Source organism: Polaromonas sp. P3_A5, from assembly GCF_056403055.1.
The window spans coordinates 298,924-312,528 of sequence record NZ_JBFUGF010000002.1 but is presented as its reverse complement, the minus strand read 5'-3'; the positions used below and the strand labels follow the sequence as shown (position 1 = coordinate 312,528).

At 62.7% G+C, this 13,605-nt stretch carries 14 protein-coding genes; 12 read left to right on the top strand and 2 right to left on the bottom strand.

Annotation, left to right across the window (positions count from 1 at the left end; genetic code table 11):
• The first annotated feature begins 15 nt into the window (after positions 1–15).
• A complete protein-coding gene (gene lnt / locus AC1DU8_RS18940) occupies positions 16–1,623 on the top strand; it encodes an apolipoprotein N-acyltransferase (protein ID WP_477727153.1) in 1,608 nt (535 codons plus the stop codon).
• A 133-nt stretch (positions 1,624–1,756) separates the two neighbouring features.
• Here lnt and AC1DU8_RS18935 read toward each other — a convergent pair whose 3' ends face one another.
• Complete coding sequence (locus AC1DU8_RS18935; protein WP_457282813.1) at positions 1,757–2,665, bottom strand: LysR family transcriptional regulator; 909 nt, start codon at positions 2,663–2,665, stop codon at positions 1,757–1,759.
• 265 nt (positions 2,666–2,930) lie between these two features.
• Here AC1DU8_RS18935 and AC1DU8_RS18930 point away from each other — a divergent pair, with 265 nt between their 5' ends.
• Complete coding sequence (locus AC1DU8_RS18930) at positions 2,931–3,986, top strand: asparaginase (protein WP_457282876.1); 1,056 nt, start codon at positions 2,931–2,933, stop codon at positions 3,984–3,986.
• A gap of 85 nt (positions 3,987–4,071) precedes the next feature.
• Here the strand turns inward: AC1DU8_RS18930 and AC1DU8_RS18925 are convergent, their stop codons facing one another.
• The gene (locus AC1DU8_RS18925; RefSeq protein WP_457282814.1) at positions 4,072–4,845 is read right to left on the bottom strand and encodes an SDR family oxidoreductase; all 774 of its coding nucleotides are present in this window, start codon (positions 4,843–4,845) and stop codon (positions 4,072–4,074) included.
• Positions 4,846–4,991: 146 nt separating this feature from the next.
• Here AC1DU8_RS18925 and AC1DU8_RS18920 point away from each other — a divergent pair, with 146 nt between their 5' ends.
• The 10 genes from AC1DU8_RS18920 (at position 4,992) to AC1DU8_RS18875 (ending at position 13,555) form a co-directional block, all read left to right on the top strand.
• Positions 4,992–5,972 (top strand): LysR family transcriptional regulator, encoded by a 981-nt coding sequence (locus AC1DU8_RS18920; protein WP_477727168.1) that lies wholly within the window; start codon positions 4,992–4,994, stop codon positions 5,970–5,972.
• Positions 5,973–6,053: 81 nt separating this feature from the next.
• Positions 6,054–6,974 (top strand): glycine--tRNA ligase subunit alpha, encoded by a 921-nt coding sequence (gene glyQ, locus AC1DU8_RS18915; protein WP_348049382.1) that lies wholly within the window; start codon positions 6,054–6,056, stop codon positions 6,972–6,974.
• Entirely contained in the window at positions 6,974–7,273 is a 300-nt protein-coding gene (locus AC1DU8_RS18910; RefSeq protein WP_477727152.1) for an antibiotic biosynthesis monooxygenase family protein, read from the top strand. Before glyQ ends, AC1DU8_RS18910 begins: the two co-directional genes overlap by 1 nt.
• An 11-nt stretch (positions 7,274–7,284) precedes the next feature.
• Complete coding sequence (locus tag AC1DU8_RS18905) at positions 7,285–7,818, top strand: metal-dependent hydrolase (RefSeq protein WP_477727151.1); 534 nt, start codon at positions 7,285–7,287, stop codon at positions 7,816–7,818.
• Complete coding sequence (gene glyS / locus AC1DU8_RS18900) at positions 7,815–9,920, top strand: glycine--tRNA ligase subunit beta (RefSeq protein ID WP_477727150.1); 2,106 nt, start codon at positions 7,815–7,817, stop codon at positions 9,918–9,920. Before AC1DU8_RS18905 ends, glyS begins: the two co-directional genes overlap by 4 nt.
• Positions 9,921–9,925: 5 nt before the next feature.
• Positions 9,926–10,378 carry a hypothetical protein gene (locus AC1DU8_RS18895; RefSeq protein WP_457282819.1) on the top strand — a complete coding sequence of 151 codons (453 nt, stop codon included), beginning with the start codon at positions 9,926–9,928 and terminating at the stop codon, positions 10,376–10,378.
• A gap of 53 nt (positions 10,379–10,431) precedes the next feature.
• Positions 10,432–11,004: a D-glycero-beta-D-manno-heptose 1,7-bisphosphate 7-phosphatase gene (gene gmhB, locus AC1DU8_RS18890; protein ID WP_457282820.1), complete on the top strand. Its 573-nt coding sequence runs from the start codon at positions 10,432–10,434 to the stop codon at positions 11,002–11,004.
• A 118-nt stretch (positions 11,005–11,122) separates the two neighbouring features.
• Positions 11,123–11,902 carry a lysophospholipid acyltransferase family protein gene (locus AC1DU8_RS18885; RefSeq protein ID WP_477666838.1) on the top strand — a complete coding sequence of 260 codons (780 nt, stop codon included), beginning with the start codon at positions 11,123–11,125 and terminating at the stop codon, positions 11,900–11,902.
• Positions 11,903–11,941: 39 nt separating this feature from the next.
• Positions 11,942–12,967 (top strand): M48 family metallopeptidase, encoded by a 1,026-nt coding sequence (locus AC1DU8_RS18880; RefSeq protein WP_477702434.1) that lies wholly within the window; start codon positions 11,942–11,944, stop codon positions 12,965–12,967.
• A gap of 147 nt (positions 12,968–13,114) precedes the next feature.
• Positions 13,115–13,555, top strand: a complete 441-nt coding sequence (locus AC1DU8_RS18875) for a response regulator (protein ID WP_348049366.1) — start codon at positions 13,115–13,117, stop codon at positions 13,553–13,555.
• Positions 13,556–13,605: the final 50 nt, after the last annotated feature.

The window sequence follows — 13,605 nt, the reverse complement described above, 5'->3', positions numbered from 1 at the left end:
TCGATTCAAAGCATGATGTCCCATCTCCCGACCTTGCCTGCGCTGCTTGAGCACGCACGCAACCCGCCGCCGCGCAAAGGCATTTCCCCGTTCCAGGTTGCTATTATTTTGATAGCTGGTTGCACCCATGCAGCAAGCATGGCCTGGCCTTTTGATTTTGGTTTTGCACAGGGCCAGCCGCTGTGGTGGCTGCAACTGCTGGCGCTTTTCCTGTTTGCCGCGCAACTTGACAGCTGCCGCTCCTGGAAACGTGCCGCGTGGATGGGCGGCCTTTTCGGCACGGCGATGTTGTGCAGCACCTTCTGGTGGCTGTTCATTTCCATGCACTACTACGGCGGGCTGGCCGCGTCACTGACCGTGCTGGCCATTGTGCTGCTTGCCGCCTTCCTGTCGCTTTACTACGCAGCGGCCAGCGCATTTTTCGTGAAGCTGGCGCCCAGACGCAGGCTGCCACGCGCCGCAGTGTTTGCAGCTCTCTGGCTGCTGGCGGAGCTGGCCCGGGTCGAGTTCTTTACCGGCTTTCCCTGGGGCGAGGGCGGCTATGCCCACGTCGACGGCTGGGCCAGGCCACTGGCCGCGTGGGTGGGCGTGCATGGGCTGACTTTCCTGGCCGCGCTGGTTGCAGCATGGCTGGCCATGACCCTGCGCTCATCCCATGTGCAATGGCTCAACGTGACCGGCATCCTGGTTGTCTGCATAGTGGCGGGTTACCTGCCGGTGCAAAGCGCCTGGCCCGGCGATGCCCCGGTCCAGCCCGCCGAGGCGCTGGGCGTTACGCTGCTGCAGGGGAACATTCCCCAGAACGAAAAATTCCAGCCCGGCACAGGCGTGGCCACAGCGCTGCGCTGGTACGGCCAGCAGCTGCGCGATGCGAAAGCGCCGCTGGTGGTGGCGCCTGAAACCGCCATCCCCGTGCTGCCCCAGCAATTGCCGGAAGGCTATTGGCAAGCGCTGCAGGCAAGGTTTGCCGCCGGCAACCAGGCGGCATTGATCGGCCTGCCGATTGGCAGCTCCCAGGCCGGGTACGCCAACTCTGTGCTGGGCTTCAAGCCCGGGCAAGCAGAGCCATACCGTTTCGACAAGCATCACCTGGTGCCGTTCGGCGAGTTCATACCGACGGGTTTCAGGTGGTTTATCGACATGATGCACATCCCGCTGGGCGACTTCAACCGGGGTGCGGTCGGGCAGGCTTCCTTCGAATGGAAAGGCCAGCGGCTGGCGCCCAACATCTGCTACGAAGACCTTTTTGGCGAAGAGCTGGGCGCACGCTTCATCGATCCTGCGCTCGCCCCGACGATTTTTGTCAATGTCAGCAACATCGCCTGGTTCGGCAACACCGTGGCGATTGACCAGCACCTGCAAATTTCGCGCATGCGCGCGCTGGAATTCAGCCGACCGATGATTCGTGCCACCAACACCGGCGCCACAGTCATCATCGACCACCAGGGCAAAGTCACGCATTCGCTGGAACGCCACACGCGCGGCGTGCTGAACGGCGACGTCCAGGGCCGCAACGGCATCACACCGTATGCCCAGTGGGTGTCCCGCTACGGCCTCTGGCCGCTGTGGGGCTTCGGGCTGGGCGTGGCCGGCCTGGCGCTCGCGTTCCGACGCCGTCGGTAGGACAGGGCACACCCCTATCGGGGCTCACTGCGTGTAGCCCCTTTTCCCCTTGCAGGGGACGGTGCCAGCGGCCCGGCAAAGCCGGTTCCGCGGCTCCTGCTGGCTTGGAGGAGCCGCGGTGAGTCGGCTGTGTTCAGTGCGTTGCAGCCATCACGCCGTGCAGTAGCTCCGGCAGCATTTCTAACATCCGAATCGCATCCTGACCCGGCGGTGTGCTGCTCGCAAAATACATCTGGAGCGGCGCCTGGGCAAAATCATGCAGCGGCACCGCTGTCAATGATTGCGGGTCCAGGTTGCTGGCCGTCAGGAAGTCCACCACCGTCCAGCCCATGCCGCGCTTGACCAGCTCCAGCGCCAGCCGCGAGGTGTGCACCTGCAACCCTTCAGGGGCGGTCAGGCCCAGGTGGCGCGCCAGGTCGTCGATCGACTGGCACATCGGATCCTCACCCACCAGGCGGATCAGCGGCATGCTGGCCAGGAAAGACATCGGGTTCTGGCGCCTTGCCTTCACGGCCCGCTGCCAGATGTCGCGCGTGACGGCCAGGTAGAGCGGGCCGCTCACCAGCGTCGAGCTGGTCAGCAACGGGTGCGGGTGTTCATAAAAACCAAGGGCAAAGTCCACGCTGCGCGTCAGCAGTGCCTGCACCATCTGGTCCTGGTGCAGCGTGCGCACCTCGACGCGAACGCGCGGGTAGCGCGCCATGTGCCTTTCCAGCACCAGCGGCAAAAACTCATGGCTGACGGACGGAATGGCCGCAAGCCGCACCTGGCCGCCGGCCGACTGCCGCAGGTTGACGGCAATGCGCTTGAGCCCGTCCAGCTTCTGGTGGATTTGCGAAGACTCTTCAAACAGCACGCGCGCTTCGGGCGTGGGGGCCAGCGTGCCCTTGCCGCGGGTAAAAAGCTTGTAGCCCAGTTGCAATTCCGTGTGTGCAATCGTCTTGCTGACGGCCGAGGGCGTGATGCAGATCAGCCGCGCCGCGGCGCTCATGTTGCCGGTCTGCATCACCGCCTGGAAGACTTCAAGTTGCCTGAGGTTCATGTCGCTGCGGGTATGTCGCTGCCGGGTCGACGGAGATGCATGGGGCCATGCTGCTGAGGGGTGTGAGTTTTATTCATACCCCTCGTTACATTATGCATCGCTGGGGGCTGCCAGCGTCGCTACGATGAGCCACCTTTGGCCGCAAGGCTGGGGAAATCGCCGCACAGGCTGGTGAAACCGCTTGTTTTGCTCGCTGTGCGCAAAAAATCAGACAAATTCCATTTCCTTGGAGACATACATGCAAATAGCCTCAACATTTCGTCACATGGGCGCCGCGCTTGGCCTGGTGGCATTTACCTCGCTCGGCGCGCCCGCACTGGCGCAAACCACCGCCAAACCCAACGTCGTGATCCTGGCCACCGGCGGCACCATTGCCGGCGCCGGCGCTTCGGCCCTGAACAGCGCGACTTATGCCGCCGCCAAGGTGCCGGTCGACAAGTTGCTGGCTGGCCTGCCCGAGCTGGCCAACGTGGCCAATGTCAAGGGCGAGCAGGTCTCGCAAATTGCTTCCGAAAGTTTCACCAACGACAACCTGATGAAATTGGGCAAGCGCATCTCGGCGCTGGTCAAGCAGTCCGACGTGGACGGCATCGTGGTCACCCACGGTACCGACACCCTGGAAGAAACCGCCTACTTCCTGAACCTCGTGATCCGCACCAGCAAGCCCATCGTGGTGGTCGGTTCCATGCGCCCAGGTACGGCGCTGTCGGCCGACGGTGCGCTCAACCTTTTCAACGCCGTGAGCGTGGCCGCCAGCAAGGACGCCGCCGGCAAAGGCGTGCTGGTCACCATGAATGACGAACTCCAGAGCGGCCGTGATGTCACCAAAACCATCAACATCAAGACTGAGGCCTTCAAGAGCCAGTGGGGCCCGCTGGGCATGGTGGTAGAAGGCCAGAATTACTGGTTCCGTGCCCCTGTGAAGCGCCACACCGCGCAGTCCGAATTCAACATTGATGATTTCGAAGCGCTGGCGCCGGTCGACATTGTCTATGGTTATGGCAACGTGCCGCGCTCCGCGGTGGACTCCGTCGGCAAGACCGGCATCAAGGCCCTGATCCACGGCGGTACCGGCAACGGTTCCGTGGCCGACCGTGTGGTTCCCGCGCTGCAGGAAGTTCGCGCCAAAGGCATCCAGGTGGTGCGCTCCTCGCGTGTGCCCGAAGGCTTTGTGCTGCGCAACGCCGAGCAGCCTGACGACAAGTACGACTGGGTGGTCGCGCATGACCTGAACCCGCAAAAGGCCCGCATCCTGGCCGCCGTGGCCTTGACGAAGAACATTGACAGCAAGGAACTGCAGCGCATCTTCTGGCAGTACTGAGTTCACGCAGTTACAACAGGAAGAAAAGGGCGATGCCGGCAACGGCATCGCCCTTTTTTGTTTGCGCGGCGAGCGCGGGAGGTGCTTACAGCTGGCTCATGCCGCCGTCGACGATCAGCTCGGTGCCGACAATAAAAGCCGCTTCGGGCGATGACAAATACACCACGGCGCTCGCCACTTCATCGGGCGTGCCGAAGCGCTTGATCGGGACTTGCGCCTGGATGCTGGCGGCCAGCGCACCGAGCTGGTCTGCGGGCACGCCAAGCTTGCCGTACAGCGGCGTCGTAACCGGGCCGGGGCTCACCACATTGACGCGGATGCCGCGCGCGACCAGTTCACCTGACAGCGTTTTTGCCAGCGAAATCAGCGCCGCCTTGCTGGCGGCATAGACGCTGGAGTTGGGCATGCCGATATGGGCATTGATCGAGCCGTTCAGGATGATGGCGGCGCCCGTGTTCAGCAGCGGCGACAGCGCCTGGATCGCAAAGAACGCGCCTTTCACGTTGACGTTGAAGGTGTCGTCCCAGAGTGCTTCGTCCACGCTTTCCAGCGGGGCGAATTTGGCCAGGCCGGCATTGATGAACACGGCGTCCAGCGTGATGCCTTCGGCGGCCAATGCGCTGGCCAGTGCCTTGGCCGAGCCGCTGGCGCCTGCGTCGTTGCGCAGGGCGATGGCGCCTGTGCCCAGTTGGGCTTTGGCTTGGTCCAGTGACACCTGGTCCCGGCCGGTGATGACGACCCGCGCGCCTTGCCCGGCGAATTGCAAGGCGGTGGCCAGGCCGATGCCGCTGTTGCCACCCGTGACCAGCACGGTCTTGTTGGCGAAGCGGGGTGTGAATGAAGTGGTTTGCGTGGTCATGTCGATTTCCTTTGTCTTGGGTAGGGGGTTCCTGGTTCGGTGGGCTTCCTGCCTGCCGATGAGTCCAATGTAAGTTTCATCTTCTATTGGAAGAAGGCCGTAAAACTGATTTAATCATTCATCTTTTATGAATGATTGGGATTGAAATGGACCGGCTGCGTGCGTTTGAGGTGTTTGCCGCCGTGGTTGGCCGCGGCAGTTTCACGCGTGCGGCCGATGCGCTGGACACCTCGCCGGCCAACGTCACCCGCTATATCAATGAGCTGGAAGCCCACCTCGGCACGCGCCTGCTCAACCGCAGCTCCCGCAAGCTCTCGCTCACCGAAAGCGGCGAAGCGCTGTATGAGCGCAGCAAGTCGATTCTTGAAGAGGTTGCCGACGCGGAGGCGCTGGCCTCGTCGGCAACCCTGCAGCCGCGCGGGCGCCTGCGCATCAATGCGCCTGTGAGCTTTGGCATCCGTCACCTGGCGCCGCTGTGGCCGCGCTTCATGCAAAGCTATCCCGAGGTGGAACTCGACATTGCCCTCAGCGACCGCGTGGTGGACATCGTGGAAGAAGGCTACGACCTCGCCATACGCATCTCGCGCACGGGGCCGGCCACCCATGCAGCCCGCAAGCTCGCGACTTCCTGCAACATCCTCTGTGCCGCGCCGGACTATCTGAAAAAGCACGGCCGCCCGGCCGTGCCCGCCGACCTCGCGGGCCACAGCTGCCTGGGCTACACCTATGCCGCCACTGCCAACGAATGGCACTTCACCGACGGCGAGGGGCGGCCGCACGCGGTCAAGGTCAACTACATCATGCACGCCAACAATGGCGATACCGCCCGCGAAGCGGCCGTGGCCGGGCTGGGCATCATCTGGCAGCCGGCCTTTCTGGTCGGGGAGGACCTGCGCGAAGGCCGGCTGGTGCCGCTGCTGCCGGGCTACCGCATGCCTGAAATCGACGTGCTGGCGGTCTACCCCAGCCGCCGGCACCTGAGCGCCAAGGTCCGTGTGATGGTGGATTTTCTGGTGGAGGCCTTCAAGACCGGGCCCGGCTGGTATGTGCCGCCCACCCAGATGCCGCCGGTGATGCCGACCGGTAAGGCGCACACAAAGGCGCCCGCGCGCCGCCGCGTAAAATGACCGGCTTGGCGGCCGCCACCTGAGGCGCCGCTCCCCGGGCCTGCAATCCAGGTGCCCCGCGTTTGGCAAAACTCCACTCTTATGCTTACTTTCCAGCAAATTATTTTGAAGCTGCAGTCCTATTGGGCTGACCAGGGTTGCGCGCTGCTGCAGCCCTACGACATGGAAGTCGGCGCAGGTACTTCGCACACCGCGACGTTTCTGCGCGCGCTGGGCCCCGAGCCCTGGAAAGCCGCCTATGTGCAGCCCAGCCGCCGCCCCAAGGACGGCCGCTACGGCGAGAACCCCAACCGCCTGCAGCACTACTACCAGTACCAGGTCGTGCTCAAGCCCGCACCCGCCAACATCCTGGAGCTCTACCTCGGCTCGCTGGAAGCGCTTGGCTTTGACCTGAAGAAAAACGACATCCGCTTTGTCGAAGACGATTGGGAAAACCCGACGCTGGGCGCCTGGGGCCTGGGCTGGGAAGTCTGGCTCAACGGCATGGAAGTCACGCAGTTCACCTACTTCCAGCAGGTCGGCGGCATCGACTGCAAACCCGCCACCGGTGAAATAACCTACGGCCTGGAACGCCTGGCCATGTATTTGCAAGGCGTGGACAACGTCTACAACCTGACCTGGACCGAAGGGCCCGACGGCTCGAAGCTGAGCTACGGCGACGTCTACAAACAAAACGAGGTTGAGCAGTCGACCTACAACTTCGAACACAGCGACGCCGACTTCCTGTTCACCGCTTTCACGGCGCATGAAAAGCAGGCCAAACACCTGATCGACGTGCAGCTGGCCTTGCCTGCCTATGAGCAGGTGCTCAAGGCTGCCCACAGCTTCAATCTGCTGGACGCCCGCGGCGCCATCAGCGTGACCGAGCGCGCCGCCTATATCGGCCGCATCCGCAACCTGGCCCGCGCCGTGGCGCAAAGCTATTACGAAAGCCGCGAGCGCCTGGGCTTTCCGATGGCGCCGCGCGAGTGGGTGGAGCAGATGGCGAAGAAGGCCGCCTGATGATTCTGGAAATCGCCCAGTTGCAGGTCAAGCCCGGCGAAGCGCCCGCTTTCGAGGCGGCTTTTGCCCAGGCGCAGGCCATCATCGCGTCAATGGGCGGCTACCAGGGCCACGAGTTGCAGCGCTGCCTGGAAAACGACCACCACTACATGCTGCTGGTGCGCTGGAACACCCTGGAAGACCACACCGTGGGTTTCCGCCAGTCAGAGCCCTATCAGGCGTGGCGCAAGCTGCTTCACCATTTTTACGATCCGTTTCCCACGGTGTTGCACTACGCCGATGCCACACCAAAACGGTGAGCTGATCTTCGATGCCCACCATCTTTTCCCACATCGCCGTCCCCATTGCAGCCGCAGTGGCGCTGGGCAGCAAGCGCATACCGCCTTCCATGTTGCTGGCGGGCATGGTCGCGGCCATCCTTCCCGACTTTGACGGAGTCGCTTTCAAGCTCGGCATCCATTACGGCGGTATCTGGGGGCATCGCGGCTTTACCCATACCCTGGGCTTTGCGCTCGTGGTGGGCCTCATCGGCTGGTGGCTGGCGCGGCACTGGAAACTGGCGCCATGGCAGGGCTATGCGTGGATAGCGCTTTGCGCGTTCTCGCATCCCCTGCTGGACACGCTGACCAATGGTGGCGTGGCCATTCCCCTCTACTGGCCGTTTTCCGACCAGCGTTTTTTCAGCCCCTGGCGGCCCGTTGAGGTGTCGCCGGTCTCCTTTTCCCGGTTCTTCACGCAACGCGGCGCCGACGTGTTGCTCAATGAAGTCCAAACCATCTGGCTGCCGCTGATGGTTGCAGCCCTGGCCATTTTTGCGCTCCGACATTCCCGAAAAAACCAATGAACGCCTCCCAAAACCTTCTTGTTGAACTGTTTGTCGAAGAGCTGCCGCCCAAGGCACTCAAAAAGCTGGGCGATGCCTTTGCCGGCGTGCTGTTCGAGCAGCTCAAGGCCCAGGGCCTGACGGCGGCAGATTCGGCCCTCACGGCATTTGCCTCTCCACGCCGGCTGGCCGCGCATGTTACGGCGGTGGCCGCACAGGCCGCCGACAAGGCCGTTTCGCAAAAACTCATGCCGGTGACGGTGGGGCTGGATGCTTCGGGCAATGCCACGGCCGCGCTGCTCAAAAAACTGCAGGCGCTGGGCACCGATGCGTCGGCCGTGGCTGGCCTCAAGCGTGCGCCCGACGGCAAGGCAGAGGCGCTGTTTTATGACAGCAACGTCAAGGGCGCGACTTTGACGGAAGGCCTGCAAAAGGCGCTGCTCGAAGCCATTGCCAAATTGCCCATCCCCAAGGTCATGACCTACCAGCTGGCCGATGGCTGGAGCGATGTGAAATTCGTCCGCCCGGCGCACGGCCTGGTCGCGCTGCATGGCAGCTCGGTGGTCGCTATCGAGGCTTTGGGCCTGAAGGCCGGCAACATCACACACGGCCACCGCTTTGAAGCGGCCGTCGACCCGGTGGTGCTCAAGGATGCCGACAGCTACGCCGCTACCCTGCAAAAAGACGGCGCGGTGATCGCCAGTTTTGCCGCGCGCAAAGCCGAAATCGTCAAGCAGCTTGCTGCAGCCGCAGCCAAAGTTGGCGGTGGCGCCAGGGCGATTGAAGACGACGCCCTGCTCGACGAGGTGACCGCACTGGTCGAACGTCCCAACGTGCTGGTCTGCGAATTCGAAAAAGAATTCCTCGGCGTGCCGCAGGAATGCCTGATCCTCACGATGAAGGCCAACCAGAAGTACTTCCCGCTGCTCGATGCTTCGGGCAAGCTCACCAACAAGTTTCTCGTCGTCAGCAACATCAGCCCGGCGGATGCCAGTGCCGTGATTGGCGGTAACGAGCGCGTGGTGCGCCCGCGCCTGGCCGATGCCAAGTTTTTCTTCGACCAGGACCGCAAAAAGACGCTGGCTTCGCGCGTTGAAGGTCTGGGCAAGGTGGTGTATCACAACAAGCTGGGCACGCAGGGTGAGCGTACGCAGCGCGTACGCGCCATTGCCGAGGCCATTGCCAATCGCCTGAATGCCAATGTGGCCGATGTACAGCGCGCCGCCGAGCTGGCCAAGACCGACCTGGTGACTGACATGGTCGGCGAGTTCCCCGAGCTGCAGGGCACCATGGGCCGCTACTACGCGCTCAACGACGGTCTCAGTGCCGATGTGGCCGACGCGATTGAGGACCACTACAAGCCGCGTTTTGCCGGCGACGAACTGCCGCGCAACACCGTCGGCGTCATCGTCGCGCTGGCCGACAAGCTGGAAACGCTGGTCGGCATGTTCGGCATCGGCAATCTGCCGACCGGCGACAAGGACCCGTTCGCGCTGCGCCGCCATGCGCTGGGCGTGATCCGCATGCTGGTCGAGAAAGACCTGCCTTTGGACCTGCTTGAGCTGGTTCAGGGCGCCCAGCCGGTGTTCGGTGACAAGATCCAGGACGCGTCCATCGCGTTGGTCGATTTCATCTACGACCGCCTCGCCGGTTCCCTGCGCGAGCAGGGCTACAGCGCGCAAGAAGTCGATGCCGTGCTGGCCCTCAAACCCCAGCGCCTGGGCGATGTGGCCAAACGCCTGTCGGCTGTGCGCGCCTTTGCCGCGCTGCCCGAAGCACCGGCTCTCGCTGCGGCCAACAAGCGCGTCGGCAATATCCTGAAGAAGGCTGAAGGCACGGTTGAAGCAGCCGTCAAACCCGAGCTGCTGCAGGAAGCTGCCGAGAAATCCCTCGCGGATGCATTGAAAACAGTGGCGCCCAAAGCCGAAGCCGCTTTTGCCGCCGGTGACTACGCAGCATCGCTGCAGGCATTGGCCGCCCTGAAGGCGCCGGTGGATGCCTTCTTCGACGGCGTGATGGTCAATGCCGAAGACCCGGCGCTGCGCGCCAACCGCCTCGGGCTGCTGGCGACGCTGCACCAGGCCATGAATAAAGTGGCCGACCTGTCGCGCCTGGCGGTGTAACAGCGATGACGACGCCAGAATCGCCAAATAACCCTGAGATGGCGCAAGTGCGTCCGGCTCTGCGGTTTGAGCTTGTGCTTGGCACGTTCGCCGGCGTAGTGGTCCTCGCTTATGTGCTGGCGTATCTGGCGCTGATGTTGTTTGGTTTCGATTATGGGAGTGCCATTTTTGACGTTGCGCCCTTGTTTGGCGCATTGATGGCCAGTTGGCAGTGCGCCAAGTCCTATCGTTTCACGCTGACGAACATGGACTATTGGATACTTATTGTTGGCTGTCTGGTCATCGAAACCGGTATTTCGGCTCTGGTGATTTCCCAGTTCAATCCGCGCATACTGGCGATGCACCTTACCTTACTGCCTATGCGCCTGGGCTTTCATTTGCTGGCCCTGATGTACTTGTATTCGGATAAGCGGATGGCCCGGCAAATAACGTCGCTTGCGTCGGGGCAAAAAAAGTGAAGTGATGCATCACAAATGAAGTACTGTTTATCTAGCTACCAGCCTTATTCACCATGAAACTCGTCATCCTCGACCGCGACGGCACCATCAACAGCGACAGCGACGACTTCGTCAAGGCACCGGACGAATGGTTGCCGCTGCCGGGTTCGCTGGAGGCCATTGCGCGCCTGAACCACGCCGGCTGGCACGTCGTGATCGCGTCCAACCAGTCGGGGCTGGGGCGCGGCCTTTTCGACGTGGCGGCGCTCAACGCCATGCACGCCAAGATGCACAAGCTGCTGGCCGCTGTCGGCGGGCGCATCGATGCGGTGTTTTACTGCCCGCATGCCCCTGAGGAAAGCTGCACCTGCCGCAAGCCGTTGCCTGGCCTTTTTGAGCAGATCGGTGCGCGTTTCGGCGTGCCGCTCAAAGGCGTGCCCACCGCAGGGGATTCTTTGCGCGACCTGCAGGCCGGTGCGGCTGCCGGGTGCGAACCGCACCTGGTGCTGACGGGCAAGTCGGCGCGCTACCGCAGCGGCGGGCGGCCCGAGGGCCTGCCCGAAGGCACCCAGCTGCACACCGATTTATCGGCATTTGCCGATTTCATCCTGGAACGCAGCGCCCGGCCCCTGCAAGTGGCCTTGTAGGTGACGCTATAAAAATGCTAGCTGCCCGCGCTGACCAGATAAGGGTTAGAGCCTTAAAACATCGTGAAAACTGCTGTACACCAGCATCCAAAACCTGCCTGATACCGGAAACCTTGACATGCGCCTGATTCGATCAATTCTTCACCTGCTGTGGATGGCCATCACGGTGATCCCCTGGGCTACTTTCGTGGTGATTGCCTCGGTGTTCGTCAGCAGCAACACCATGTACTGGATGTGCGCGGGCTGGCTGCGCGTGGCGGTCAGCGGCGGTACGTTCATCCTGGGCATCAAGAACCGGGTGACCGGCATGGAAAACCTCCCCACGGGCCAGACCAGCGCAGCCGTGCTGCTGCTCAAGCACCAGAGCACCTGGGAGACCCTGTGCATGCCCACGCTGATGCCGCACCCGCTGGCCTATGTGTTCAAGAAAGAGCTGCTCTACGTGCCGTTCTTCGGCTGGGCCATGGCGCGCATGGACATGATCCACATCGACCGGAGCCAGCGGTCGCAGGCTTTCAACAAGGTCGTGGTGCAGGGCAAGCGCCTGATGGCGCAGGGAACCTGGGTCATCATGTTCCCCGAAGGCACGCGCATCCCGCGCGGCCAGAAGGGCACTTACAAATCCGGCGGTACGCGCCTGGCCATTGAAACCGGCGCTCCCGTGATCCCGATTGCCGTGACCTCGGCCAAATGCTGGCCGCGCAAGGCCTTCATCAAAACCCCGGGCATCGTTGACATCTCCATCGGCAAGCCGATCGACAGCACCGGCCGGCAGCCCGACGAGTTGATGCGCGAGGTGGAAACCTGGATCGAAGCCGAAATGCGGCGCCTTGACCCCGAGGCTTATGCCGGTGAAGTGGTCGCCACGCCCGCCACACCCGTCGTACCCAATACCTGAGCGGCCAGCCTGCCCATGCTGTCAAGCTAAACTGCCATGATGCAACGGCTTCTTCAGTTCACGCTCGACCTGTTTGATTCCGCGCCGGCGCCGCTTGCTGGCGTTCCCGGCGGCTCAAAAGCCAGAAAAAACAGGCAAAAAAGGCCTGTAGCCCCCATAAATACTGCGCCGACAGCTATCGAAAACATAGCGAATGGTGAGTTCGTGGGGCCGCAACTACCCGCCCAAACCTTGCAGCAGGCGCTGGCACCCGCCACCTTCCGCCATCCGCGCGCCACCCGTGAGACCGTGCTGGACGGCATTTTGGTGGCTTATGAGTTCCGCCGCAGCAAACGCAAGACCATCGGCTTTTCTGCGGGCGCCGACGGCCTCACGGTGAGCGCGCCCAAATGGGTGCCGTTGTATGAAATCGACAAGGCGGTGCTGGAAAAATCCGGCTGGATCCTGGCCAAGCTGCAGGAAACCCGCGTGCGCCATGAGCGCCTGGAGTCCGCACGCATTGACTGGAAGGACGGCACCACGCTGCCTTTCCTGGGTGACCAGGTCATTGTGGTGATCGATCCGCGGCACGCTTTCGGCGGCGTCGGCGCCGAACTCAAAACCGGCACCGCGGCTGCCGAAGTCTTGTTGCAGGGCAACGACGATGCGTCCAACGGCACCTTGCCCGGTGTGGCGCAGCTGACGCTGCACGTGGGCCTGCCCCACCATGCCACGCCCGAGCAGATCCGCGACGCCGTGCAGGCCTGGCTGATGCGCCAGGCCAAGCGCATCTTTACCGAGCGGCTCAACCATTTCGCGCCGCACCTGGGCGTGCAGTGGCACAAGCTCAGCCTTTCCAGCGCCGGCACCCGCTGGGGCAGCGCCAGCGCGGATGGCTCCATCCGGCTGAACTGGCGCTTGATCCATTTCAAGCAGTCGGTGATCGACTACGTGGTGGTTCATGAATTGAGCCATTTGCGTGTCATGGACCACAGCCCGCGCTTTTGGGACACCGTGCGCGCGGTGGTGCCCGACTACGCCGAGCTGCGCGGCCAGCTCAAGGACGAAGCAATTCCCCGCTGGTAGGCCGGCGCTGCTGCGTTTTGCACGTCCGTTGAGCGACGTCAAAGGGGGTACAAATCACAGTACTGCGGCGTTTCTTTACTTGGTAATATGAGAAAACACCAAAAACCAGAAAACGACAGGGATTGACACTGCGCACCTGAAGTCCACATGAACGACAAACTCATACTCGTAGTTGAAGACAATCCGGACCACCTGGAACTGACCGTGCTGACGCTGGAGGAGCAGGGCGTCACAGCCGAGATTGCCGTCGCCCGGGACGGTGTGCAGGCGCTGGACTTTCTGTTCGGCCAGGGTGCCCATGCGGGGCGCGACACGCAAAGGCAGCCGGCTTTCATCCTGCTCGACATGAAGCTGCCCAAGCTGTCCGGCCTGGACGTACTGCGCAGCGTGCGGGCCAATCCCCTGACCGCGCTGGTGCCGGTCGTCATGCTGACATCTTCCAGCGAGCGGTCCGACATCGTGGCGTGTTACCAGAGCGGGGCCAACGGGTTTGTCCGTAAACCCGTCGATTTTGGGGGGCTGACCGAAAAGCTCAACCGCCTGCAGGCGTACTGGCTGGGCGTCAATGAATCCATCGCGGCCGGCTGACATCCCGTGACGCACCGGTGGCCCAGAAACACCCGGTGCCGGTACCTGCG